The 25,944-nt window shown below is 47.8% G+C and carries 23 protein-coding genes; 15 read left to right on the top strand and 8 right to left on the bottom strand.

Annotated elements, in window-relative coordinates; translation table 11 throughout:
- Positions 1 to 13 precede the first annotated feature (13 nt).
- The 5 genes from LRP54_RS07385 (at position 14) to trpD (ending at position 4,306) form a co-directional block, all read left to right on the top strand.
- Complete coding sequence (locus LRP54_RS07385; RefSeq protein ID WP_231235564.1) at positions 14 to 1,195, top strand: glycerate kinase; 1,182 nt, start codon at positions 14 to 16, stop codon at positions 1,193 to 1,195.
- Positions 1,196 to 1,314: 119 nt separating this feature from the next.
- On the top strand, positions 1,315 to 1,668 hold the full coding sequence (gene erpA, locus LRP54_RS07380) for an iron-sulfur cluster insertion protein ErpA (protein WP_231205154.1): 354 nt from the start codon (positions 1,315 to 1,317) through the stop codon (positions 1,666 to 1,668).
- Positions 1,669 to 1,686: 18 nt separating this feature from the next.
- Positions 1,687 to 2,667: an FKBP-type peptidyl-prolyl cis-trans isomerase gene (locus LRP54_RS07375; RefSeq protein WP_231235563.1), complete on the top strand. Its 981-nt coding sequence runs from the start codon at positions 1,687 to 1,689 to the stop codon at positions 2,665 to 2,667.
- A gap of 197 nt (positions 2,668 to 2,864) precedes the next feature.
- Positions 2,865 to 3,254: a hypothetical protein gene (locus LRP54_RS07370; protein ID WP_231205243.1), complete on the top strand. Its 390-nt coding sequence runs from the start codon at positions 2,865 to 2,867 to the stop codon at positions 3,252 to 3,254.
- Entirely contained in the window at positions 3,254 to 4,306 is a 1,053-nt protein-coding gene (trpD, locus tag LRP54_RS07365; RefSeq protein WP_231235562.1) for an anthranilate phosphoribosyltransferase, read from the top strand. The genes LRP54_RS07370 and trpD overlap by 1 nt, the downstream gene beginning before the upstream one ends.
- Before the next feature lie 7 nt (positions 4,307 to 4,313).
- Here the strand turns inward: trpD and LRP54_RS07360 are convergent, their stop codons facing one another.
- A complete protein-coding gene (locus LRP54_RS07360; protein ID WP_231235560.1) occupies positions 4,314 to 4,877 on the bottom strand; it encodes a 3'-5' exonuclease in 564 nt (187 codons plus the stop codon).
- Between the two features lie 136 nt (positions 4,878 to 5,013).
- Between LRP54_RS07360 and LRP54_RS07355 the strand changes: the two genes are divergently transcribed.
- The 3 genes from LRP54_RS07355 (at position 5,014) to LRP54_RS07345 (ending at position 8,682) form a co-directional block, all read left to right on the top strand.
- The gene (locus LRP54_RS07355; protein WP_231205150.1) at positions 5,014 to 5,757 is read left to right on the top strand and encodes a lysophospholipid acyltransferase family protein; all 744 of its coding nucleotides are present in this window, start codon (positions 5,014 to 5,016) and stop codon (positions 5,755 to 5,757) included.
- A 289-nt stretch (positions 5,758 to 6,046) separates the two neighbouring features.
- Positions 6,047 to 7,264, top strand: a complete 1,218-nt coding sequence (locus LRP54_RS07350) for a pyrophosphate--fructose-6-phosphate 1-phosphotransferase (protein WP_231205149.1) — start codon at positions 6,047 to 6,049, stop codon at positions 7,262 to 7,264.
- A 62-nt stretch (positions 7,265 to 7,326) separates the two neighbouring features.
- A complete protein-coding gene (locus LRP54_RS07345) occupies positions 7,327 to 8,682 on the top strand; it encodes a class II 3-deoxy-7-phosphoheptulonate synthase (RefSeq protein ID WP_231235558.1) in 1,356 nt (451 codons plus the stop codon).
- 186 nt (positions 8,683 to 8,868) lie between these two features.
- On the opposite strand, the gene pknB is transcribed toward LRP54_RS07345, so the two are convergent.
- Entirely contained in the window at positions 8,869 to 10,830 is a 1,962-nt protein-coding gene (pknB, locus tag LRP54_RS07340) for a Stk1 family PASTA domain-containing Ser/Thr kinase (RefSeq protein ID WP_231235557.1), read from the bottom strand.
- A 93-nt stretch (positions 10,831 to 10,923) separates the two neighbouring features.
- Here pknB and LRP54_RS07335 point away from each other — a divergent pair, with 93 nt between their 5' ends.
- On the top strand, positions 10,924 to 11,274 hold the full coding sequence (locus LRP54_RS07335) for an Rv2175c family DNA-binding protein (RefSeq protein ID WP_231205146.1): 351 nt from the start codon (positions 10,924 to 10,926) through the stop codon (positions 11,272 to 11,274).
- A 37-nt stretch (positions 11,275 to 11,311) separates the two neighbouring features.
- Here LRP54_RS07335 and LRP54_RS07330 read toward each other — a convergent pair whose 3' ends face one another.
- Positions 11,312 to 12,394 (bottom strand): polyprenyl synthetase family protein, encoded by a 1,083-nt coding sequence (locus LRP54_RS07330; RefSeq protein ID WP_231235555.1) that lies wholly within the window; start codon positions 12,392 to 12,394, stop codon positions 11,312 to 11,314.
- 163 nt (positions 12,395 to 12,557) lie between these two features.
- Between LRP54_RS07330 and LRP54_RS07325 the strand changes: the two genes are divergently transcribed.
- Positions 12,558 to 14,051, top strand: coding sequence for an RNA polymerase sigma factor (locus LRP54_RS07325; RefSeq protein ID WP_442984643.1), 1,494 nt, complete (start codon positions 12,558 to 12,560; stop codon positions 14,049 to 14,051).
- A 191-nt stretch (positions 14,052 to 14,242) separates the two neighbouring features.
- Here LRP54_RS07325 and LRP54_RS07320 read toward each other — a convergent pair whose 3' ends face one another.
- The 3 genes from LRP54_RS07320 to LRP54_RS07310 form a co-directional block, all read right to left on the bottom strand.
- Entirely contained in the window at positions 14,243 to 14,839 is a 597-nt protein-coding gene (locus LRP54_RS07320) for a YbjN domain-containing protein (RefSeq protein ID WP_231235553.1), read from the bottom strand.
- 38 nt (positions 14,840 to 14,877) lie between these two features.
- Positions 14,878 to 15,324: a YbjN domain-containing protein gene (locus tag LRP54_RS07315; protein WP_231205142.1), complete on the bottom strand. Its 447-nt coding sequence runs from the start codon at positions 15,322 to 15,324 to the stop codon at positions 14,878 to 14,880.
- An 82-nt stretch (positions 15,325 to 15,406) separates the two neighbouring features.
- The gene (locus tag LRP54_RS07310) at positions 15,407 to 15,649 is read right to left on the bottom strand and encodes a DUF7455 domain-containing protein (RefSeq protein WP_231205141.1); all 243 of its coding nucleotides are present in this window, start codon (positions 15,647 to 15,649) and stop codon (positions 15,407 to 15,409) included.
- A gap of 252 nt (positions 15,650 to 15,901) precedes the next feature.
- On the opposite strand from LRP54_RS07310, the gene LRP54_RS07305 reads away from it, so the two are divergent.
- From LRP54_RS07305 to LRP54_RS07295, 3 genes are all read left to right on the top strand, one after another.
- Positions 15,902 to 17,926, top strand: a complete 2,025-nt coding sequence (locus LRP54_RS07305; protein ID WP_269212812.1) for a DNA topoisomerase IV subunit B — start codon at positions 15,902 to 15,904, stop codon at positions 17,924 to 17,926.
- Between the two features lie 130 nt (positions 17,927 to 18,056).
- Positions 18,057 to 19,076 (top strand): GNAT family N-acetyltransferase, encoded by a 1,020-nt coding sequence (locus LRP54_RS07300; RefSeq protein WP_231205139.1) that lies wholly within the window; start codon positions 18,057 to 18,059, stop codon positions 19,074 to 19,076.
- A 55-nt stretch (positions 19,077 to 19,131) separates the two neighbouring features.
- Complete coding sequence (locus LRP54_RS07295; protein ID WP_231205138.1) at positions 19,132 to 20,175, top strand: GNAT family N-acetyltransferase; 1,044 nt, start codon at positions 19,132 to 19,134, stop codon at positions 20,173 to 20,175.
- 137 nt (positions 20,176 to 20,312) lie between these two features.
- Here the strand turns inward: LRP54_RS07295 and LRP54_RS07290 are convergent, their stop codons facing one another.
- Positions 20,313 to 22,781 carry a DNA gyrase/topoisomerase IV subunit A gene (locus LRP54_RS07290; RefSeq protein WP_231235551.1) on the bottom strand — a complete coding sequence of 823 codons (2,469 nt, stop codon included), beginning with the start codon at positions 22,779 to 22,781 and terminating at the stop codon, positions 20,313 to 20,315.
- A 69-nt stretch (positions 22,782 to 22,850) separates the two neighbouring features.
- Here LRP54_RS07290 and LRP54_RS07285 point away from each other — a divergent pair, with 69 nt between their 5' ends.
- Positions 22,851 to 23,393 (top strand): DUF5998 family protein, encoded by a 543-nt coding sequence (locus LRP54_RS07285; protein WP_231235549.1) that lies wholly within the window; start codon positions 22,851 to 22,853, stop codon positions 23,391 to 23,393.
- Positions 23,394 to 23,450: 57 nt separating this feature from the next.
- Complete coding sequence (locus tag LRP54_RS07280) at positions 23,451 to 24,680, top strand: alkaline phosphatase family protein (protein ID WP_231235548.1); 1,230 nt, start codon at positions 23,451 to 23,453, stop codon at positions 24,678 to 24,680.
- A 113-nt stretch (positions 24,681 to 24,793) separates the two neighbouring features.
- Here the strand turns inward: LRP54_RS07280 and sepH are convergent, their stop codons facing one another.
- Positions 24,794 to 25,855 carry a septation protein SepH gene (gene sepH, locus LRP54_RS07275; protein WP_231235547.1) on the bottom strand — a complete coding sequence of 354 codons (1,062 nt, stop codon included), beginning with the start codon at positions 25,853 to 25,855 and terminating at the stop codon, positions 24,794 to 24,796.
- Positions 25,856 to 25,944 lie beyond the last annotated feature (89 nt).

The raw sequence follows: 25,944 nt of genomic DNA, 5'->3' as shown, positions 1-25,944 counted from the left end.
AGAGGCCACACGCATGAAAGTGATCGTTGCAGGCCACTGGGAATATCACGATAAGCCTATAACTACGGATGCTTTAGCTGCCGTAGGGCGAGCGCTGCGTGCACGTCACCTCGATGTGCAGGTGGAACTCCTTCCTTTCGGGTCTGGTCCTCATGTGTCACTCTTATGCGCCGATCATTTACCTGAAAATTGGGTACTGATACGTCACAATCACGACACATGTGAAAGCACATATGAGGCCGGAAAAAGCGTCCGAGAGGCTCTGCTTCGTGGAGAAAATGTTCTGATTGAATCAGAACAACAATGGGTACCTCACAGTTTGTCTGCCCTCAACCATGCTGATAAACGTCTGCGACCAGATGGGGGAGCTTCTTTTCTGAGTGGGCTTACCGGCATTACCCTGCCAAGCGATCATATAGATGAGGAGCTTTTCCTCACAGCATTAGAACATGCGCGGCACCTAATCCGGTCACGTCATGTCATCATGGCAGCTTCAACGCAGCGTCCTTTACTTGGCTTATCTTCAGTATGCGCAGTCGGTCCAGAAGGCGAGCCGATCACTGACATGGATCCTTCTTTCCTCCGTGATCTTGGGCGAGTGTATCGACACAGCTTCCAGACACGTAGTGAGGACCTATTAAGGACTAGCCGCAGTACGACATCAATACGTGAATCAGATTCTCAGATTATGCGCTCACCTGCGGAATTACCTGGTTCAGGTGCAGGAGGTGGGATTGGGGCGGTAGTGGCTGCTACCGGCGGGACTTTACGAGGTACAGGGGAAGCGCTCATACGTGTCCTTGGGATTGACACACATGTGAATGGTGCTGATCTTGTCGTCATGATGACTCCACAGCTACATTCACCGATTTTGTCTCACTCGCCGCTTCCTGCTTTTACTGCTGAGTGTGCGCGTGCAGCTTTACCTGTGGTTGCAATCGCTGAGGAATCCTCACTTGCCCCTTACGAGCGTGCCCAGTGGGATATTCATGGTGTGATACTTACCCGTCCACGTACGAGCTTTGCTTGGGATAGTGATTCTTCGCCGCTTTTACCGGAGTATCAGAGCACTACAAAACTTCCTGATAGTGGTGATTTTGATGAGGACAATGCGTCTTTTCACCTGAAATCCCAGGCCCTTGCTTCTCTTTATGATGCTGGCTTACGCCTTGCCCATACATGGCTGTCAAGATGAGGGAATACTCACTGTTAGACCAGAAAAGCATGGGATCATTGGCGGCCTTTCCATCACAGTCTTAGGCTGGATGTGTTTCATTATGATGGGATTGTATCCATGTGCGTATAAGGAGCGACATGTCCAATACAGATACACAAGCCCCAAGTCATGAAGTTCTCTTGACTGATGTGGCCGCGGCGAAAGTTAAAAGCCTGCTTGAACAAGAAGGCCGCGATGACCTTCGTTTACGTGTTGCTGTTCAGCCCGGTGGCTGTTCAGGCCTGATTTACCAGCTTTATTTCGATGATCGCGTCCTTGATGGTGATGCAATACGTGATTTTGACGGTGTGGAAGTGATCGTTGATCGCATGAGCGTGCCTTATCTGAGTGGATCTACCATTGACTTCGCCGATACCATCGAACGTCAAGGTTTCACAATTGACAATCCAAATGCTGCGAATACCTGCGCATGCGGCGACTCATTTCACTAATCACTAGGACATATACACATGAAGAAACCAACTCAGCGCTGGTTCGCACTTACACTGACTCTATCTGTAACACTGACAATGGGACTGGCAGGATGCTCTAGTACGAGCGAAACAGCAGCATCAGGTTCTCAGTCAGCTGCGGCAAATATGCCGGAGGTTGACCGCAGTGGCACAGGTAATTTCCCTGATGTCACAGGCGATTTTGGTCAAAATCCTCAGATTGCTGCAGGAAACGGTGATGCTCCTACAGATAAAATCTGGGTGAAAACCCTGCATCAGGGAAATGGTCCCGAGGTAGGAGCCGATGACACGATACGTGTGAATTACACAGGCACCCTGTGGGATGGTAAGGTCTTTGACTCTTCTTTCATGCGAAATATTCCCATTTCATTCAGTTTGAATGGTGTGATTGCTGGTTGGAAATACGGCCTTGCTTCGCAACATGTGGGGGATCGTGTGGAATTGGTGATTCCAGCTCAATGGGCTTATGGTGACCAAGCACAAAATTCCATTCCTGCAGGTTCCACTTTGGTTTTTGTTGTCGATATCCTTGATACGGTGAATGGCAGTGATTTGTCTGCTCTCAAAGGGGCAAGTCTCACAGGTGAAACCATTGAGGGTATTGAAGTAAGCGGGGAACTTGGTCAAGAACCAAAAATTACCTTTACCGGCGCGCCGGCACCTGCTGAAGCAAAAATTATCACCTTAGCTAAAGGTGCTGGCCATGAAATCGTCGCAGGCGATTCGGTGATTATTCACGGAATGGGTGGAACATATGGTGACGAAAACTCCATTAATGGAACATGGCAACCACCTCACCCTGTCACGGTTGATGCCGCGGCTTATGGTTTAGTGGGCTACACGGTAGGGTCGCGTTTGTTGATGACTCAGCCAATTTCCGCTCAACAAGGCCAATCGGGAGACGATTCTCAATCAGCTTCTCCGTCTACACAAATACTTGTTGTTGATGTGGTGGCTTCTCTTTCTGCCGCGTCCTGATAGCTGCATATGAAGCTGTTAAAAGCTGACATGGGCATATGAGGCTATTTCGGCATTGGGAAGCAATTCTAAATAGTCGGTAAATATGTCCACAGGTGGGTACATTCTTATGGGAATGTGCCCACCTACGTTTAGAATGGGTATGTATGAGTCGGAGCTTAGCTCCCTGTTTTGCCCCTCTACGTCAAGGAGTTCCCGTGAGTGAAGCAACAGTTGAAGCACTCGTTTTTAGCGATGATGCTGATGTGCGAGAAGCTGTTATTACAGGTGTTGGTATTCGAGCCTCAAAGGATACTCCTCGTATTACATGGCACCAGGCGGCAACAACTTTCGGAGTGCTTGAGAGTGTGAAAGAACATGATTTCAGTATCATTGTTCTTGATGCGGAGGCTCATAAACATGGTGGTATGGGTATCGCGAAAGAACTTCACAATACGTTGGCAGATGTTCCTCCGGTTCTGTTTATTACGGCACGTCAACAAGATTCATGGTTAGCATCATGGGCTGGGGCTGCAGCTATTGTCTGCGCACCTATTGATCCCCTTGAGTTGCAAGAAAAAGTTGCTGATTTGCTGAGGAAAAATTAATGCTTTCATGGGATAGCATTGCGACGAATCTTATTTCAGGACACGATTTAACAGAAGAACAGTCCTACTGGTTCATGAATCAGGTGATGACCGGTGAACTGGGAGATATTCGCTTAGCATCTGCGCTGACAGCTTTACGTATAAAGGGATTGAGCGTAGATGAGGTGCGTGGATGTGCTGATGCTATGCGTGACCATGCGCGAACCTATGATTTGCCTTCAGATGTTTTAGATATCGTTGGCACAGGAGGCGACGGCCATCGCAGCGTCAATATTTCTACGATGTCAGCTGTTGTTTTAGCGGCATCAGGTGTTCCTGTGGTAAAACACGGTAATCGTGCTTCCACATCGGCTTCAGGTGCAGCTGATGTTCTTGAAGCATTAGGGGTATGCGTCGATCGTGAAGCGGAAGATATATGCCGTATTTTCCGTGAACACAATATTGCTTTCCTTTTTGCCAATAAAGTGCATCCTTCTATGCGTTTCGCCGCTCCGGTGCGTCGAACATTGGCTTTCCCAACGATTTTTAATCTTTTAGGTCCGTTAACAAATCCTGTACGACCACAAAGCATGGCCATTGGTTGCTCTGATCCGCGTAATGCGCAACTAATGGCAGGCGTGTGCGCAGGACGGGGAATTTCTGCTGTCATTTTCCGAGGGCGTAATACAGGACTTGATGAGCTATCTACCGCAGATATCAATGAAATCTGGATGATATCGGAAGGGCGTATTACTCACCACGAAATTGATGTGTGTGCTACTTATGGTCTTAGCCCCTCAACCATCGACGATTTACGTGGCGGAAGTGCAGAGCATAATGCGGCTGTGGCGCGTGAAGTCTTTGCTGGCTCAGGACATCCCGCGATTATTGATAGTGTGGCTTTGAATGTTGCTGCAGGTTTGCTTGCTTATGGGCGAACTGAAGCAGTGGGCACTGATAACGGTGACATTATTCAACGATTAGGCGCGGGCCTCGAATATGCGAAAGCTATTTTAGCTTCAGGGAAAGCTACTGAGCTTATCACCCAGTGGAGTCAAGCAACTCAGAGCTAAGGTGTTTTTAGTCCTTATCAGAGCACATTTCAATAAATTTTTCGAGGACACGCCACGTCATATGCGCATCTTGTAATGCGCGATGGCGCTGTCCCTCGCCAATGCGTAGATATGAGGCTACAGTGCCTAAACGATGATGAGCGACACGTGGTTTTGGCAACAAAGCGCGCGAGAGTTCCAAAGTGTCAATAGTGCGTAGTTCAGGCCATGTCATTTCGTATTTTTGTGCAGCGCGCTGAATAAAACCCAGATCAAAAGGCACGTTATGCGCAACAAAAACTGGATCAGGGTGATTTGTCGTACCCTGCTGGGTTAGCCACTGAATAAAATCTCTTATTGCAATTTTTACAGGAGGGGCATCTGCAACCATTGCCTCATGAATACCAGTAATACGAGTGACAACCTCAGGGATTGCCTGTTGAGGATTGATGAGAGTGTGGAAAGTACCCGTAATGTGCCCATATGATACGCGCAGCGCAGCAATTTCAGTTAATGCATCCTCATGTGTCAGTCCCGTTGTTTCGACATCGACAATGAGCCAGTGAGCGTTTTCCTGAAGAAGCTTGGCCACATGTGCATCACATGTCGCACGAGTGTGCGTAAACAGTGGTGTATGCGTGCGGCTATTAGGTAGGCGAGGACCAGAGGACATACAGTAGATAGTAATGCGTTCCTTGCGCTAAGCCTGATACATCCGAGGAGGAAGCGTGGGTTTCTACCAAGCGCTGAAAGCCACAGGCAGTCCGTTGCTGAAAGCAGCCTATAAACCGTGGATTCGTGGAAAAGAAAATATTCCCCAAGAAGGGCCTGCAATTCTGGCATCAAATCATAATGCCGTGTGGGATTCTATTTTTCTTCCGATGATGCTTGATCGGGAAGTTGTTTTCATGGGTAAGGCCGATTATTTCACCGGAACAGGTGTCAAAGGCTGGGCAACAAAAACATTCATGAAAGCTGTTGGCACAATCCCTGTAGATCGCAGCGGGGGACGCGCTTCGGAAGCCGCATTGAACGCGGGTCTTGCGCGCTTATCTCAAGGTGAACTTTTCGGTATTTATCCTGAAGGAACACGCAGTCCAGATGGGCGTTTGTATCGTGGGAAAACAGGTGTTGCTCGTCTGGCTCTTTTATCAGGTGCCCCCGTTATTCCTGTGGCAATGATCGGTATGCATGATGCTCAACCTATTGGTCAGCGTATCCCCAGCCGAAAAAATATTGGAATACTCGTTGGGGAACCCTTGGATTTCAGCCGATATAAAGGGTTAGATCAAGATCGTTTCGTTTTACGTGCGATTACCGATGAGATCATGTACAACCTCATGCTTTTATCAGGTCAGACATACGTGGATATGTATGCAGCCGATATGAAAGCTCAGATGGCACAGGATGGAACTTTTGAAGGTCCACTTCCTGGGGGCACTACTGTTGTATCGCCTGAAAGCGACAATTAGGAAACGAAAAATACTACGAATTTCGTTGAAAATGCGGATCCTGCTGAAGAAGCATAAAACTATGACAGATACCCGATGAAATTTATGAAATATAGATAAAATCAACGGGTTTTTGCGCTGTATGCGGGTGCGTGTACTCAAAAGAAGATGAATACAATGCGTGGTGAGTAGCATCATATTTATTTGTCTAGGACTTGAGCGCCTCTGTAGCCCCGCACTCCACAGACTACAATCACATATGATAAGCGCGGACAGCCGGTCCGTGCCTTTGCTGAAAGGTGTCCATTCCATGACGGTTCGTCGTGTTGCACTACTTACTGCAGGTGGTTTCGCTCCCTGTCTTTCATCCGCTGTTGGCGGGCTCATTGAACGCTACAATGAGATTGATCCTTCTATTGAAATCATTGCCTACCAGAATGGGTATCACGGTCTACTCACTGGTAATTTCGTCGTCGTTGACGAACAAGCTCGCGCCCATGCCGCGATTTTGCACCGCTTCGGTGGATCACCTATTGGTAATTCCCGAGTTAAACTGACCAATGCGAAGAACCTCGTTGAACGTGGACTTGTTGCCGAGGGCGAAAATCCGCTGGAAAAAGCAGCTGAACAGCTTCGTAAAGACGGGGTGGATGTTCTGCACACAATTGGTGGAGACGATACAAACACCACAGCTGCAGACCTTGCTGCATACTTACATGACAATAACTACGAACTGACCGTTGTCGGTTTGCCTAAGACCATTGATAATGACGTGGTGCCTATTCGCCAGTCTTTAGGAGCTTGGACTGCTGCCGAAGAAGCCTCAGAATTTGCTCAAAATATCATCGGTGAACATCGTTCCAACCCGCGTATGCTCATCATCCATGAGGTCATGGGACGTCACTGTGGTTGGTTAACTGCCGCCGCTGCTCAGCGTTACACACAGTGGACTGACACTCAAGAATGGGTACCTTCTATTGGACTGTCACAAGAACGCTGGTCCGTCCATGCTGTGTTCCTACCGGAAATGTCATTTGATATTGATAAGGAAGCTGAACGTTTGCGCGCCATCATGGATGAGCAGGGCAACGTCAATATCTTCCTGTCTGAAGGTGCAGGTGTTCCTGAAATCATTGCTGAAATGGAAGAAGCAGGTATTGAAGTGCAGCGTGACCCCTTCGGTCACGTCAAACTCGACACCATTAACCCAGGTCAATGGTTTGCTAAGCAATTTGCTGACCGTATTGGTGCTGAAAAAGTCATGGTGCAAAAGTCTGGTTACTTCTCACGTTCCTCACGTGCAAATGCAGATGACTTGCGCCTCATCAAATCAATGACTGATCTTGCTGTCGAATGTGCTTTACGTGGTGAAGCTGGTGTTATCGGTCATGATGAAGAAAACGGTGACCGTTTATGCGCTATCCCGTTCCCACGTATTGCTGGTGGTAAACCATTCGATATTACTCAGCAATGGTTTGTGGACTTGATGGCTCGCATCGGTCAAGATCTCGTTCCTGCATCAAAGTGACGGTTCCACCGATTCCACGAAGTGCGCGTAGCAGGGAAAACCTAGCCCTGCTACGCACAGTCATGCCTGAACAACTTTCTGCTCCAGACGCGGGGAGTACCCCTCCTTGGGATACGTGGCGTGACCGTGAAGCCTTACAACAGCCGACATATCCTGATGCGGATGCTGTCACAGATGTGACAAGCACATTACGCCGTCAACCGCCTCTTGTTTTTGCAGGTGAGGTGGATGATTTGCGTGCATGGATGGGAGCCGCAGGCCGAGGGGAAGCTTTTGTCCTCACAGGCGGTGATTGTGCGGAAACATTTGCGGAGGCAACGGCAGATCATTTGCGCCTTAAAATCCAGACTCTCTTGCAGATGGCGGTCGTATTAACCTACGGAGCCTCTTTACCTGTGGTGAAGATTGGACGAATCGCTGGGCAATATGCGAAGCCGCGTTCGCAGAATATGGAAACTCGTGATGGTGTGACTTTACCTTCCTATAGGGGAGATGCGGTAAATTCTTTTGAATTTACTGCAGACGCGCGCACACCGGACCCGAAACGTCTGTTAGATCTGTACCATCACGCTTCCTCAACCCTAAATTTGATTCGCGCCTTTACAAAAGGTGGCTATGCAGATTTACGTCTCGTTCACCATTGGAATAGGGGATTTACCCAAAATCCTGCATATTCAAAGTACGAGTCTTTAGCAGCAGAAATCCACCGCGCTGTGAAATTTATGGAAGCAGCAGGCGCAGATTTCGAAGCAATGCGTGAGGTGGATTTATTCTCCTCACATGAGGCACTGCTCCTCGAATATGAATCAGCCATGACACGCATTGATTCGCGTACAGGTGAACCTTACGATACCTCTGGCCATTTTTTGTGGGTAGGGGAACGTACACGTGACCTCGAAAGCGCTCATATTGAGCTTCTTGCTCGTGTGCGTAATCCTATCGGAGTGAAACTTGGCCCAACGACCAGCGTTTCACAAATGCTGGGCTTGATGGAAAAACTCAATCCTGACGGCGAGGAAGGTCGTTTAACTTTTATCACCCGTATGGGTGCTGATAAGATCCGTGATGCCTTACCACCGCTTTTACAAGCTGCAGCATCAGATGGTCGCCCAGTTACGTGGACAACGGATCCTATGCATGGAAACACAATTACTTCATCTACAGGATACAAGACTCGTCGTTTTGAAACGATTATGAATGAGGTACGTGGATTCTTTGAAGCTCACGAGCAGGTGGGAACAGTCCCGGGTGGTATTCATGTTGAACTGACCGGTGATGATGTTACGGAAGTAATTGGGGGGTCGGAAAAACTTGATGATGAATCATTGGCAGATCGCTATGAAACATTGGTTGATCCACGTCTCAATCACCAACAATCATTAGAGATGGCTTTCCAAGTGGCTGAGCTTTTAAGGTGAGAACTCATTTTTAATACCGGTGTGCTGCATTGAACAGCGCACCGGTTACTTTTGTAATAGGTGCACATTCGATCTGAAAATAAAGGCTACATGTCAAAATTAAAGAAATAGTCAGCAACGGGTTTGACCTACGCGCACGACCGATACGTGACAATGTGAGCAGGCGGTGAGTATGCACCTACGTTCCTAAACAACAGACATGGTGATAACGGAACCTCGGCGTACCATTGTTCCAGCTGCAGGATCGGTTGATCGAACTGTTCCAAAGACCCCACCAAGGAAACGATTGACCTCAACAGTGAAACCCGCAGATTCCAATAATGCTTTTGCGTCTTTTTCCTGTTTACCGAATACATTAGGAACAGCAATAAGTTCAGGGCCTTTTGAAATGGTGTAGGTGACAGTATCACCACGATACTGTGTGGTGCCGCTTTCAGTATCTTGAGAAATGACTTTTCCTTCTTCAACTGTGTCAGAAAAAGCTTCATTTACCTGCGGGAGTAGTCCGAGTGCTGTTAAAGATCCTTTTGCCTCATCCGCACTCAAACCGGTGAGCGTTGGGACAGTGATAGGTTCACGACCTTTGGAGATAACAAAATGAACGGTACCATCATGCGCAAGGGAAGTTCCTGCTGTAGCAGATTGAGAAACAACCAAGTCTTTTTTCACTGTTTCAGACCATTCTTCGCTGACGGTACCAGCTTTGAGTCCTGCATCAATCAAGGCATTGATTGCTTCTTTATGCGACAAACCTTCTAAAGGCGGAACGACTTTCATATCAATACCTTTAGAAATACGTAAACGTACCTCACCGTTTTTATGGACATGACCGCCAGCCGAGGGATCCGTATCAATCACGTACCCTGACATCACATCATCAGAGAATTCGTCCTCACGTAGAATACCGATTCCCATGTTTTCTAAAACAGATTGAGCATTGTCAGCGGTGGACCCAGCTAAAGTAGGAACTTCCACATAAGCACCCGGACCGTATTCATTCCACCACCATAAGCCGCCTGCAATAGCTACTCCAAGAACAGACAGGATAACAGTGAGGATGAGGGCGATACGACGACCACGATGAGGCGTATGAGCCGCTGAAAGATCAACGGAAACTGATGAGGAAGTGCGAATCGTTGTATGAGTATTCTCCAAAAGACCAGATGGTAAAGCGGCAGTCATTGTCACAGGTTCAACGATGGAAGTATTTGCTTCAAAATCACTGTTTTGTGTACCGGCTTCACGGAAACGTTGACCTGCGATTTCCGGTGGAAGCACAGCAAGAACCTGATTAATTGCTTCAATAGCTTCACGGGCATGAGGTGGCCGATAATCGGGATCACGAGCGGTCAAATATGCGACAAGTTCATCCACATCAGTTGGAAGCCACGGGACTATCTGCGACGGAGCGGGAACATCATCTTGAGCGTGGTGCATAGCCATCTGAATAGGTGTCTTACCACACCACGGGACTAAGCCAGTGAGTAATTCGTATAGCAAAATCCCCACTGCGTAAAAATCAGTACGCGCATCTGTATGGCCCTGGGTCACAACTTCAGGAGCAACATATGCGACAGTTCCAAGCATAGAACCGGTGGTGGAATGTGAAGATTCAAAAACAGCTCGCGCTAAACCAAAATCGGTGAGTCGCACAGGACCTTGTGCGCAGATGAGGACATTTTCAGGTTTGATATCACGATGGATCACACCGACTGTGTGCGCGGCCTCCAATGCCTCCAATATTTCACGAGCCATTGTCAGCGCACGTTCAACAGTGACAGGCCCATGTGACTGTAAAAGGACACGCAGATTAGGGCCATCAATGAGGTCCATAGCAAGGTAGCCTTGTGAGCCAATGACACCTTGGTCGAAAACAGAGACAACACCCGGGTGAACGATACGTGCTGCGGCGCGCGCTTCTCGCCGAAATCGGGCGACAAAGTCTTCACGATCAGCAAGGTGTGGATGCATGATCTTTAGAGCAACAGGACGATCAAGACGCTCGTCATCAGCTACATAGACTGTTGCCATTCCACCGCGGGCAAGTTGCGCAGTAATACGATACCGATTATCAACAAGTACACCAAGAAGCGGATCAGAGATCTGCCTATCATCGCGTGGCGGTTGAGTGTCGTCGGTAGTGCTCACGGTCGGATTCTACGGGAGTTTTGTGTCAGTGTGCTGAATAAAAGACGGTGTGGTCACAGGCAGGAATATCTTTGAGCTATTAGGCTGTGTCCTATGTGCGAAACTATTGAGTTTTTATCTGTAGATGAGGCTGCTCGTCGTCTGGGCGTAGAAGCGCGAAAAATTAAGCAGTTCGTTCGCGATCACTTGGTGTTGTGTGTGAAGGATACTTCAGGAAAACAAGCAATTCCGGCAGATATGCTTGTACTCGGCGAATACGGGTGGGAGCTTTTATATAACTTGCCGGGTACTTTGACTTTGCTTGCAGATGGCGGTTTTAGTCCTCAAGAGTCTTTGGAATGGTTGTATCGCGTGGATGATGAATTAGGGCAAACACCCATGAGTGCTTTGCGTGAAGGGCGGCATCACCGTGTGAATGCGATTGCGAGTGCCTTGGCCCTGTGAGTAGCCCTGAAGCAAGAGGATGAGCGTGCTGTGTGTATTAGGCACTGCGTTCGGTGAGTATCTGTGCGATACCGCTGAGGATATCCTCATTTCTTTCGTGTGGTAGGGAAGCCATATGTGCATGACCTTCATCGACAAGCTGAGTGATGAGTGCTTCATGTGGTTTTCGTCCGTGAATGTCGATGATGTGTGCGGCTTGGGCAAGCGCGTCATCATCTGCATCCGCATTTCCTAGTACGGTGCACAAAAGTTTACGTTCACTATAGCTGGCCTTGTGCCATGTGAGGGCAAGGAGAGCTGTGCGTTTTCCTTCGCGCAAGTCGTCTCCTGAGGGTTTTCCTGTGCGGCAGGGATCACCGAAAACTCCTAGGTCGTCGTCACGTAGTTGGAAAGCTAAACCCCAGGGTAGCAAAATGTGTTCTAGCTGAGTTATCAGTTCTTCTGTGGCCTCGGCGGATATAGCACCCAAGATAAAGGGATGAACAACCGAATAAAGAGCAGATTTGTAACGTGCAACCTGAAGAATATCCGATAAAACAATGGCATCACTCACCTGTGGATCCAAAGGGAGATGTTCTGCACGGATATCTAAATATTGTCCGATAGCTACTTGTGCGTGCATCATGGCGTAGCGCTGCATGAGACGTTGTGCTGTCTGTTCAGCTAGGAGAGCACATTGATCGGAAAGTGCGATTTCTGCGGCAGAAAAAAGGAAATCACCAAGGAGAATAGCTGCGGCGGCACCGAAGTCTGCGGCATTTCCTGACCAGGTGTTCTGGATATGTATATCGCGGAATCGTATATGTGGGGTAGGGTTTGCGCGACGAGTTGCTGCATGGTCAATTAAATCGTCATGCGCTAAAGCACTGGCTTGGTAAAGTTCAAGTCCTGCTGCCAGGCTTACCGTAGCTGTGCTGTGAGGACGTATGTATTCTGCGCCTAGCATGGCAAGGATTCCACGGAATCGTTTACCAGATGCCACTTGAGCGTAAGCGGCATCTTGTAGGTCCTGCGTGTGGTTACTGACCTGTGATAGTTGGAATGCGCGTGTGAGTGCTTCGTGCGTTGACGTATCGATCAGTGTGCGCAGTCGGGGAATGCGTTCGCCCAGAGGTGTCATAGGTGCAGTTTAGTTGCGTAAAGTCATATACCGCGACTGATCCCACATCGCAAGGAAGGATTATCAAAAGGCAGAATGAGTCAGGTTGATTATAATGGTATGCGTCGCGCCGTCGGAAGTGTTTTTCGGCTGGCTTTTCCTATCTGCCGTGAAAGGGTTCCGTGTGAGCACAACCAAGGCCGCTGCTGCTGCTTCGAGTACGTCTGATAAGGCTGGATCTGCTCCCGTTCGTAAGGCTTCTGCTGCAAAGTCGACAAAAAAAGCTACGACTCAGGCGACTTCTGCAAAGAAAAAGGCTACGAAGAAAGTAAAGGCTGAAACTGCCAGTACTGATGAGCTTACTGAACAAGATTCTCAAACCACAGTGACTTCACGAAAAAAGTCGTCTTCGGCGCGCAAGAAGTCTTCTGAAGCAAAGACTTCTGCAGCTCAAGAAGCTACTACTCCTGATGAAACACAAGAAGTTGATGTTCAGGATGATATTGCCCTTGATGCTGACGAAATTGATGTGCACGTTGAGGATGTCGATATTGATATCACTGATGAAGATATTGACGTTGATGATTCAGATCTCGACACTGACGACGAAGAGGATGAAGACTCTGATTCAGATGCTGATAACGCAACGCGTGAGGGTGCTCAGCTACGTGAACGTACATCCGAAGGTATCCAAGTAAAGGGCGGTTTTGTCGTCTCGGATTCGGATGATACGGATGAACCCGTTCAACAGGTAACGGTTGCTGGGGCCACAGCTGACCCTGTTAAGGACTACCTCAAACAGATTGGTAAAGTTTCGCTGCTCAACGCGGAACAGGAAGTTGATCTTGCTCGTCGCATTGAGGCGGGGCTTTATGCTGAGTACCGTTTGAAGAATTTCTCTGATGAAATGTCCTCGAAAGAACGACGAGAATTGCACTTCCTTGCTCAAGATGGTCAGCAGGCAAAGAATCATTTGCTCGAAGCTAACTTACGTCTGGTGGTTTCGTTAGCTAAACGCTATACCGGTCGCGGTATGCAATTTCTTGATTTGATTCAGGAAGGAAATTTAGGCCTTATTCGTGCGGTTGAAAAATTCGATTACACGAAGGGCTATAAATTCTCCACCTATGCAACATGGTGGATTCGTCAAGCGATTACACGTGCAATGGCGGATCAGGCACGAACCATTCGTATTCCTGTGCATATGGTTGAAGTCATTAACAAACTGGCTCGTGTGCAACGTCAGATGCTACAAGATCTTGGGCGTGAACCTACCCCCGAAGAACTCGCAAAAGAATTAGATATGACAGCAGAAAAGGTTGTCGAAGTCCAAAAATATGGGCGTGAACCTATTTCTTTGCATACTCCACTTGGTGAAGATGGCGATTCAGAATTCGGTGACCTCATTGAAGATTCAGAGGCAATCGTTCCTGCTGATGCTGTTTCTTTCACGTTGCTTCAAGAACAGCTTCATCGTGTTTTGGATACGTTATCTGAACGTGAAGCCGGCGTTGTGTCTATGCGTTTTGGTTTAGGTGATGGCCAACCAAAGACATTAGATGAGATCGGTAAAGTCTATGGCGTTACTCGTGAACGTATTCGTCAAATTGAATCAAAGACAATGTCGAAGCTACGTCACCCGTCACGTTCCCAAGTGTTACGTGATTACCTTGACTGACACGTGATGGCTCTTTTGGGAGCTTTCATGTGATGACTGGCTCGGTGAAATTCTTTTCACCGAGCCACTTTTGTATCGATAAGCCTTTGACGCTGTGATAAATAAATGGATGAGCCTTGAAGGTGTGAATATATGAAAATAGGTAGGCTCCCAAAGAGCCTACCTATTGTGAAAGGACTGTCGTGATTTAGCTACTTGTCGTTTTCCTCTGTATCCAAAGAGGGGATGTTAAAACGTTCCATAGTTGCTGAATACAAGCTCAATGTAGTTCCAAGGGCACAATGAATATGCTGCATGATCTGAGAATCACTTGCACCCTGCTCATAATCGACATTTACTTCAGCGTGGAGATGCAATTGGCCGCCGTCAGTGTAGACGTAATAAGCTTTTGGCCAGATTTTGTCACGATTCCAGTCTTCAATAAAGACCTTGAAATCATCTGCACATTCTTCAGGGATTTCTTCACGCATACGGGAACTGATGTGGAGAATTTCTTTTTCGTTGCCGGCGAAAAGAAAATAGAAAATACCGTTATCCCAACGGCCTCCTAAATCACCATCAGCATCAATCTCATAGTGCCATTCTTCTTTGTCAAAAAGTGTGATAAGGCGTTCTTGAGAGATTGGCTCAAGTGTGGGCGTTGGCAGGAGTTCACTGGTAGGAGCCTGAGTAGCAGGAACAGTAGCATCGTGAGTGCTTGAAGGATCAGGAACAGTAGCATCGTGAGTACTTGAAGGATCAGGATCATCCTCATGATCGTGACCCAGTAAGCGGGAAAAGAAACCCATCGTCAGTCCTTTCTTCGTGGGCAAAGGCTTAAGGTACTTCAGGAAACCAATTCTTCATCGAGCATTGAGAAAAATTGACCGGAAGTTCCCAGAGCGCAGTCAATATGCTGCTCTAGTTGCTTATCGGTGAGTCCGTGCTCATAATCAACAGAAACTTCAGTGTATAAGCGAATACGGCCTTCGTCATCAATACGGTGATAGCATTTGGGCCACAGTTTCCCGCGATGCCAATTGATAATGAGCTCACGAATTTGTTCCAGTTTTTCAAAAGGGCAGTTGTTATGCCAACGACCTGAAACCACAAGAATTTCTTTTTTTTCGCCACGTAACATGAAATGGAAAGTATTGTCCTCCCACATGCCGCCGAGGTCGCCTTCATTATCGATGTAGTAACGCCAATTCTTTTGCTTAAAAAGTTGAATAATACGTTCTTGTGAAAGCGCAGGAAATTGAGTGGATTCCAATGCCGTTGGAGGCATACTCATTGGTGACTCCTTTTATGTACCGTATGCGTATACAACACTACTCTAATAGAGATAATGCGCCGATGGACACCGAAAACCAAATTTACATAAGCGGAGTGACAGAGCCTTCTTCGCTGAAAAGAATATACCGTTCATCAATGAGTTCTATAGCTTTTTCCCGCAAAGCATCCACATGACCACGTACATGGTGTGCGCAGAATAAAAGAGAACCATTTTTCATAGTGGCACGCACCCACGCCCGCGCACCACACAAGTCACAACGGTCTGCCGCAGTAAGGACAGGTGTTGTGCGTGTGTTGTGGTCAAGAGTAGATGTTGTTTCCATGACTCCATCCCACCATGACTCGACTAAAAATGCGCGTTTGTCCACTGAAGTTCGCCACAAGCGAAGTTAAGTATAGAAATATAGGGAAAAATACCTTCACTTTCGTGAAGACGAGGGCAAGCGGCGGGGCAGACAGCAAATGAAGTGCTTCTTCTTTAAGATGACCTAGTGACTTCTTCAGCTTCATCTGACTATAGTGCACGGCATCTTTCTGTCCTTGAAGGGTTGGAAGCCGTCCGCAAACGTCCCGGCATGTACATTGGATCAACAGATCATCGTGGCCTTATGCACTGCTTGTGGGAAATTATTGACAATTCTGTTGATGAGGCACTCGAAGGTCATTGCACCGAAATTGATATCCGTTTGCATCCGGATCATTCAGCCTCCGTGTCAGATAATGGCCGTGGTATTCCTGTTGACGATGTACCAGGAATAGGGCTTTCAGGTGTAGAAGTCGTGTACACAAAACTCCATGCTGGTGGAAAATTTGGTAGTGGCTCATATGCTGCATCCGGCGGTTTACATGGTGTAGGCGCATCAGTAGTAAACGCCTTATCAGCGCGCGTTGATGTTGAAGTTGATCGATCAGGCAAAACCCATCGTATGTGCTTTCGTCGAGGCGAACCAGGTGAATTTGATGATTCTCGTAGTCGTACGCCGAATTCTCCTTTTACGCCTTTTACAGACTCATCTGCATTAAAAACTGTAGGAAAAGTAAAGAAAAACGTCACCGGAACGCGTGTCCGCTTTTGGGCAGATTTTCAAATATTTCCTTCGACTGAGGGATTTTCGTGGGAAAACCTACTGTCACGGGCACGTCAAACAGCTTTCCTTGTCCCCGGACTAACCATTAACTGTTGGGACGAGCGAGGATCTGAAATCCTCCATGAAACTTTCCGTTTCGATGGAGGAGTCGTTGATTTCGCGGATTGGTTAGCTTCTGATGGGCCTGTAACTGATACGTGGCACATTACCGGTCAAGGTACTTTTACAGAAACAGTACAGGTACTTGATTCCGATACTGGACACCTCAAAGCTAAGGAAATTGAGCGTGTATGTGAAGTGGACTGCGCTGTACGTTGGGGAATTGGGTATGACACGCATATTCAATCTTTCGTCAATATCATTGCTACTCCGAAAGGCGGTACACACGTTGCAGGTTTTGAACAAGCAATTTTGAAAGTTTTGCGTTCTTATGTTGATAAATCTGCACGCAAACTCAAAGTGAATGCGAAAGATGGTCGTCCAGAAAAAGAGGATGTTCAAGCCGGTATGACAGCAGTGGTCACTGTGCGTTTCCCTGAACCTCAGTTTGAAGGACAAACAAAGGAAGTTCTCGGGACACCTCAGATACGTACACTTCTTTCACGAATTGTCACCGAATGGCTTGACAAAAAATTTGCTTCCACTAAACGCGACGACAAACAGCAAACACAACTGCTTCTTGAAAAAATTGTCGGTGAAATGAAAGCGCGTGTATCTGCACGTATTCATAAAGAAATTTCTCGACGAAAAAATGCATTAGAAACTTCCTCTTTACCGGCAAAACTTGCTGATTGCCGTATGGAAGATGTAGAACACACAGAACTTTTTATTGTAGAAGGTGACTCTGCACTTGGAACAGCAAAAGCAGCTCGAAATAGCCAATTTCAGGCTCTTTTCCCCATACGAGGAAAAATACTGAATGTGCAAAAAGCTTCAACTGCGGACATGCTTGCCAATGCTGAATGTGCCAATATCATTCAAGTGATTGGTGCAGGCTCTGGACGCACATTTGACCTGATGCAAGCACGTTACGGCAAAGTTATTCTTATGACGGATGCAGATGTGGACGGTGCGCATATTCGCACATTGCTTCTCACATTATTTTTCCGCTATATGAGGCCCATGGTGGAAGCCGGTCGTGTATATGCTGCGGTACCACCTTTGCATCGGATTGAGGTCATGGCTAAAGGGCGTAAAGCTCGTGAACTTATCTACACCTACTCAGAAGATGAATTGCATCGACAGCTCGCTGCATTACGTAAATCTGGGCGCACATGGAAAGAACCTATCCAACGTTACAAAGGCTTAGGCGAAATGGACGCAGATCAGCTTGCTGAAACCACAATGGATCGTACCCATCGTTCGTTGCGTCGCATCACGCTGGCAGATGAAGAAGCCCTCAGACAGGCTGAGGACACATTTGAATTACTTATGGGTTCAGTTGTGGGGCCGCGTAAAGATTTCATCGTAGATGAAGCTGCGCATCTTGATCGTACACGCATTGATGCTTAGGATCTTTCTTTTCGACAATGCGCTGTGAGTGCCATATATTGGGAGCGTTTCCCTGATATTTCATTAAAGTGTCATTTTTCGTAAAGTAGACATAGGACTTGAGTCGTATATACATGCTAGGAAAGAATTTATGAAAGGGCTTGCTGACCGGATTAATGCACCGGTTTCTGTACCTTATCCCGGTGCCCATCTTGGTCTACGCTGGAGGCCCTTGATTGCCTCAGATGCGCCGGGAATTTACGACTTATGCGTGCGTACAGAAGCAATAGATCAAGCTATTTATCGTACCTCTGCAATGGAAATTGCAGATATGCTTGAAGGTCCCCGTGGACGTGACGTGATCGACACGATTGTTGGACTTGACCCCGATAGGAAAATAGCTGCTTTTGCCAGCGTTCGTGTTATGCGCGATGTTCAAGAAAGCGCCATGGCCAATATCGAAGCAGTAGTTGATCCGCAGTGGCGAGGACGGGGAATAGGCCGTTCCTTACTGTACTGGCAGGACGGTCGTGCCCGCCAAATGCTCGTTGATACCTTTGGGGCAGACTGCACTCGGCCCGCCTCAATTGTGAACTTTGTTGATTCACATATGACCGATCGTCGTCGCCTGTGTATTGCAGCAGGTTTTTCAGCAAAACGTAGTTTCCAAGTCATGTACCGTGAACTTGAAGGATCAGAGGAAGCTCCTCATATCAGTTCTGAATACACGCTACGTAAATGGGATCAGGTTGATCGTCGTATTGTGCGTGGCGCGCATATGGAAGTATTCCTCGATCACTATGGCACACCGCTTCGCGGACGATGGTGGAATGAAGCAATGTCCACAGTAGATGATCGTTGGTCAAGTGTCCTCACAGATAAATCGGGAGAAATCGTTGCCTACTGTTTAGTGGGACGACCTGCCGAAAGCTGGGTAGCTACAGGCCGCCCAGAAGCATATGTTGAATTGCTTGGAGTACGCAGAGAACACAGAGGCCACCATTTAGCAACGCAACTATTGAATGTAGCAATTGCTTCAGCCGCTCGTACAGGGGTATCACGTATTGGTTTAGACGTTGATACAAAATCAGCAAATCACGCGCACGAAATGTATGAACGCTTAGGATTCGTAGATGATCGTGCGGAAGTTCTTTACTCCATTGACTGCTAGTATCAGTGTCATTATTAAAATGATTCACGCTATCTAAGCTATGAGAAAGGAACATATGTCAGAAGCGTCATCGACGGGCCTACCTCCGCTGTCTGTGCGAGCAGGAGCACCGGAAACAGTGCCATTCCCACCTTCACATCACGGGGTTGAATGGCATGAATTGACAGCTTCACATGTGTACTTATTAGCTAACTTATTTGCTCGTATTGAAGCGCGTGACAATCCTCCTTTCCGTACATCCACGGAAGAAGTCGCTGAGATGCTGAATTCAACTGTACTGTGGCGTGGAGTTGCTGGATTTGCGACAAAAGGCATGGCAAAAGGACGTATGGTTGCTTTTGCTCAGGTGACCCTACGTAATCCGGGTCATCTTGAATGTGTATGCCAAGGTGGTGTGGACCCTTCTTTCCGCTCTATCGGTTTAGGAGGATCCCTTGTGGAATGGCAGGAACTGACTGCGCGAACTTTACTTGCTGAAAATGATGGGGTGGGTTCTGCTCAAATTGTGGCTGTGGTGGAAGCCGGACAAGAAGACCACGAACAACACTTACAACAACGAGGATTCCACTGGGCACGCACCTACTATGAACTACGTGCGAACTTGAATAGTATTCCACATACATCTGATCTTGGCCCGTGGCTCAGTATCGAACCGTGGGCTGAACAGTGGGAAGAACCCGCTCGTATAACAGCTAATCGTATTTCTGAACAAGAGTGGGGCCGTCCACCCTTGACCTCAAAACAATGGCTGATGGGGCGTACAGGTTTTGTTCCTGAATGGTCATTTGTTGCTTTAGATCGTCGGGGTGACCGTCCGCGTATGGCAGGTTTCCTCATGGCCTCACGTTATGTGCAGGACTGGATCGCATTGGGATGGCGTGAAGGATATATTGATCAGATGTGCGTAGATCAAGAATATCGTCATTCACATGTGCTGGAGGGATTAGTTGTCGCTTCTATGCGGGCTCAGGCTGCAAATGGTATGGAACGCATAGGCGTGGGTATCGGATCAGCAAATCATTCAGGTGCTCTGGCTGTATATGACTACCTGGGTTTTCGCACAGTCGGGCAATCGCGTCTATACGCCATTGAAATATAAAAACATAAATATCCTGTACGTGGCTTGTATTCTTATACGCACAACAATAAAGAGAAAGACTGGTCAGCATCCCTCCGAGAAATGAGCTTATAAGCTCATCTTTTTTCATGCGTCAATTAACAGGACAGTAGGCGGAGCTATCCGATAGTGGAAATTGCAAAAGTTAAGGGAGTCCCCGAGGCATCACGTCGTTCATCCTGTGCAGGAAGCTCAACAGGGGAGCCATCTGCGCTGGCTGCACGCGCATAATGCGATCCTGCCCAAGCGATATCTAAACGGTCTTCGCCGCGCAAAAAACGATGCGCACGTACGCCTTGGGAACCTCGACCTTTCGCAGGGAAAACAGAAAAAGGCGTAACTTTCACAGTAGTTTGTCCCGTACCAGGTAAAGCACCTTCAGCTGCCGCAACTGTTACAACTACAGCTTCATCAGGAGCAGAAACCACCCAAAAACCAAGAGCAAGCGCTGAGTCTGATATTTTCATGCCAGCCATTCCAGATGCAGTGCGTCCCTGAGGGCGCACTTTCGCAGCGGGAGTGCGTAATAATTGCGCGTCAGAGGTAATAAAAACAAGGTCATCAGTATCAGTACAGATATCAAAACCTACAAGATAGTCACCCTCATCTAAAGAAATAACTTCCCATTCGTCGCGTTGTAAAACATCAGGTTTCAAACGTTTAACTGTTCCGCGGGCTGTTCCCATGGCAATAATTGCGTTACTTTCAGGATCAAATAAACCAACGGCAGGATGGTCACTGTGAACAAGCAGTGAAGCAGGAGTTGCTGCCGCTAAAGACAAACCTGTGTCAAAACGGGGCAGAGCAGGTAAATCAACAACATCAATACGGTGTGCAATACCATCAGCGGTTACAACTGCGACCTGCGATCGAACCGAAGATGGAATCTGAGAGCGCCAACCATCATGACTGGCTCGCGGACCCACTTCAATAGGGTCATTGCCTTCAATGCGGGCAAGGCCCCCCGAAGCCGATAAAACAACAGTGCAGGGCTCATCGGCAATTTCTAAAGCTAAACCGCGTGCACCTCGTCCGGTAGCAGGTAAAGCAGCTGCCAATGTTGCATCTGTTGCCGCAGAAATACCCTCGCCACCTGCACTCGTTAAAAGCAAAGTACGACGTGGAGTACCTAAACGTGCGGCGACCTCGCGTAATTCAGTACTCACACACTCATTGAGTAAGTCTTGCGAGCCTAAGATTTCTTCCAGCTCAGCGATACGAGCATTGAGTTCATCACGTTCACTTTCAAGTTCTAAACGAGAAAACTTTGTGAGGCGGCGTAAACGCAGTTCAAGAATATGATGTGCTTGAGTTTCTGAAAGATCAAATGCCGTCATTAAACGGGTACGAGCAAGTTCTGCGTTATCTGAGGAACGAATAATTGCAATAACGTCATCAATATCAAGGACAGCGACAAGGAGCCCCTCAACAAGGTGCAGACGGTCACGATTCTTTGATAAACGAAATTCACAGCGTCTGCGGGTCACAGTGAGACGGTGATCCAGAAAAACGCTGAGCATTTCTTTCAGACTTAACGTGCGTGGCTGTCCTTGAACTAAGGCAACCGCATTCACTGCGAAAGAATCCTCCAAAGGTGTGCGCTGATAGAGCTGTTGTAGGACAGCTTCAGGATTAAAGCCGTTTTTAATTTCAATGACAAGTCGCAGCCCGTGGATACGATCTGTCAGATTACGGACAGCTGAAATACCTTTTAATCGTCCTGAAGACACATTTTCTTTAATTTTTTCAATGACTTTTTCGGGTCCAACCATGTAGGGCAGTTCTGTTACCACAAGACCAGTGCGTCGTGCGCTGACACGTTCAATAGTGACTTTTGCTCGTGTACGGAAAGTACCGCGCCCTGTTTCATAGGCCTCTTTTATCCCTTCAAGGCCGACGATGACTCCTCCTTCAGGTAAATCAGGGCCTGGAATGAAGCGCATAAGGTCCTCAGTTGTGGCTTCAGGATGCGCGAGCAGATGACATACAGCAGCGATTGTTTCTGCGAGGTTATGGGGAGCAATATTTGTTGCCATGCCGACAGCAATACCGGAAGCACCATTGACTAAAAGCTGAGGAAAAGCAGCGGGAAGAACCTCTGGCTGCATGAATTGGTTATCATAATTTGGGACAAAATCAACGGTATCTTCATCTAGATCTGTTACTAAATCCATCGCTGCTCCGGCAAGGCGGGCCTCTGTGTAACGTGCAGCAGCGGGACCATCGTCAAGAGAACCAAAATTCCCATGACCATCGACAAGGGGAACACGCAGGTTGAAAGGCTGTGCTAAACGTACAAGGGCATCGTAAATAGCTGAGTCACCATGCGGATGGAGTTTACCCATGACTTCACCAACGACACGTTGTGATTTCACATGTCCTTTGTCGGGGCGCAGACCCATTTGGTCCATTTGGAAAAGGATGCGTCGTTGGACAGGTTTCAGTCCGTCACGGGCATCAGGTAAAGCGCGGGCATGAATAACAGATACGGCGTACTCAAGGAAGCTTGTGCGCATCTCGTCAGAGACATCAATCTCGCGGATATTCGCGTCGTTCTCAAGCGGTAAAGGCTGTTCTTGTGTACGCATAAATTAATTGTCCACATGTTGAGGTATTCTGCTTCGATTCCCACGCCGGTTACGGACACAATGTGAGGGATGAATACACGAAAACATATTGAGAGTTGGGGATTCTTTCCTGAAATTGTGAGCCGTGCTTTAGAGCGGGCATTAGGCGGAGCAGAGGCGCGAGCACTGGTCCACCAGCTTGATACTGATTTTCATGAAGGTAAGCTTTTCCGTCAGTTGAGCGTCATGGCATTGAGCGACACGGTTTTTGTTCACTTACATGTTCATGAATATGATGAAGGTATAGCACGTGTTTCTACAGTTGTGTATGCGTTGGATTCTTTAACACATATGAAAATAAGTGAAGTCATCGAACGTCCTTACCATGGTGAAGGCGCAACAGAGATCATTCTTTCTTTTGAGGGAGGGCAAAGCCAATACATTGACATAGCGCCTACTCGGTGTGCAGATTCACCCTGCTTAGGTGAACATGGTTTTTCTGGAGCTTTAACAAAAGAAGAACTCAGGATTCGTGTATCTGAGGCCGCTGATGGCCCGCAAGCCCTTGAAAATGCTCAAACTTTTGCTGACCAGATAGCTTTAGTTCTCGCACGGAAGCAAAATAACAGGTAACGTGTCATTTCGCGTTGTGCGGCGACAAAGCAGGAGGAGACGAATACAGTGACTCATATGGCAAATAGGTCATTGGCAAAGGAAAACTCGCAAAAACAAAGTGCCACGTTCGATACGGTTGAATCCGCCAAAATAGGGGAAGTACCTGCCTTGAACTTGCCTTCACAGTATGAGGATGCTTGTATTCCGTGTGAAAATGACCTGCAACTGACAGAGATTTTTGGAGCTGCAATTGCTGCGCTCGACCCAAACTTACCGGGTGCTTTACCGGATATTGCGGCCCGTATTGGATGCGATAAGGCGCAACGTATTTTACTGATTATGGTGGATGGTTTAGGTTATGAGGCCCTGAGCACTCACTATGGTCATGCGCCGACGTTACGTTCGCTACGTTCATCAACATATAAGGCACACACTGTTATTCCGTCGACCACTGCTGCGGCTATCACAGCTTTCACGACAGGGGAAAAGCCGGGGCGTACTCGCATGACCGGATATTCTGTGGCTGTTGATGATGAAGTAATGAATCTGCTTGCTTTCCGTGAAGGAATCGACCCTTCCATTTGGCAGCCCGTTACACCATATTTTTCTCGTCTCGCTGAGCACGAATGCCACAGTGTCGTTATTACTCCGGCTACTTTTTCCGGTTCAGGTCTTTCACGGGCTGCTTTACGCGGAGCACGTCATGTGCCGGCTTCTACGTGGGCACAGCGTTGTAGTGAAGCAGTCCGAGAACTGCGTGCGGGTACTCCTGTCGTTTATTTGTATTGGTCAGACATCGACCATGTGGGACATAAAAAAGGGATTCACTCATATGAGTGGGCACATGCTTTAGAAGATTTTGATGCGGGTCTGTCGGATCTTTTGCGTCAGATTCCTTCAGATACGTGCGCGTTGCTCACAGCCGATCATGGCATGGTTAATGTCGATCAAAAGAATCTGATTGATTGCTCAATGATTGCGGCTTTGAGTGAATCTGTACGGATTGTTGCTGGGGAAACACGAGCTGTTCATGTGCATTGCCAATCAGGAACGCAGCGAGAAACATACGAGCGTTGGTCTGAATTCTTGGGAGAGCGCGCATGGATTGTTCCTGCCGAAAATATCACTGATCTTATAGGGGAAGGCCCCGGTAAAGACCAGGTAGGTGATTTTGTTGTTTTTTCACGAGGCAGAGGTGGCATCGTGGATTCGCGTACACAAAATGAGCAAGCAAGAAATCTGATGGGAGTGCATGGGTCCTTAACATCTGCGGAGATGCATATTCCAGTCATTCGTTTAGCATGAAAGAGCCTAGAAAAAAGATTTTTAGTATTCACGTTCCTGCTATGCGCACAAATACTTCACACAGAAAAACTGAATGAGCCAATCAAGACACTGAACGTGAAAAGTGGCTGTGTTTATGAGTTTTTAGACCCGAAAACGATTTCATCCCATGAGGGAACTGAACGGCGTTTTGATTTTTTCTTTGGAGTTTCCGCGGAAGGCATATTTACGTTTAAAGTTTCCATTCCGGGCAAAAGATCATCTATTGGTGCATCAAGGGAAGGCTCAGCTTCAGTATGTGTCAGCGTTACAGGTGAATCCACCTGTTCAGGTTGCGTGGAGGAGTCCTCAGGCTTGTGCTCTGGCGGTGCGGAACGAGCATTTGTTAAAGAGTAAATTTGCGCAGAAATGGATGATTCCTGTGAGTGAGGAACAGGTGTCGGCTCATCAAAAGTATCGGTTTGAATCAACTCGTCGTCATCTGATTCAAATTCGATAGGTTGGCGTTTTCCGCGTGCTGCATTTAGTTGATCGATGAGGTTATCACGTGCGCGTAGATCTTCAGTACGCAAGTCCTCAGTGCTACGTGATGTATCCGGTGTCAGCGGTGTAAAAATTGATGATGAAGGTGTTTGGGTGACAGTTTCTGTGAGCCACTGTGCTTCTTGGTCTATTGCTTCAACAGTGCCAGATGAGGTAAGTGTCCAGTGCGCACCATGTTCGCTGGCACCTTGTATGAATGTGAGACAAATCTGCCAGGGAGCTTGATTTTCGCGGCGGGCACTCCATACCAGTGAATGTGCATCCACGCCTCGGGCAGCTAGCCTGTCAACAACAAGTTCTCCCATGATGGGGGAGTCCGCTTCATTACCGATACGGGATTGCCGCGCACGTGTGAGCGCGTACTCTTGCTCGGCTCGCACAGGTCCCTCATAGCGCAGGACTTGCTGAATTTCAAGCCCGTGTTCGTGGGCGATATCTTGAGCTGTCGCCCCTGCTCGTAAAAGGGCCTGAATGTCTTTAGGACGTAACGGGGATGAACTGGGGGAGGGAATTGCTTCCAGATGCGGACGATCTCGACGTACGGATCCACGCAGCTCATCAGTGATCGGAACGCTGTAGCGTTCTCCTTGGGCGTCGGTAAAGACAAGTGTCTGACCATCTGCTCCCACGCCGAGTAGGTCCAGCTCAATCAATTGGATACCTCCCACAGACTATTCCCACAGATTCTTTCAGAAAAAGACAGATAGTAGGGTATTTGAGCTGAGCGTGTCGATGATCGCCT

It is taken from the genome of Schaalia sp. lx-100 (genome assembly GCF_021083625.1).
Classification (GTDB): Bacteria; Actinomycetota; Actinomycetes; order Actinomycetales; family Actinomycetaceae; genus Pauljensenia.
The sequence above is the reverse complement of the archived record's forward strand: the minus strand, read 5'-3'. Positions and strand labels throughout refer to the sequence as shown.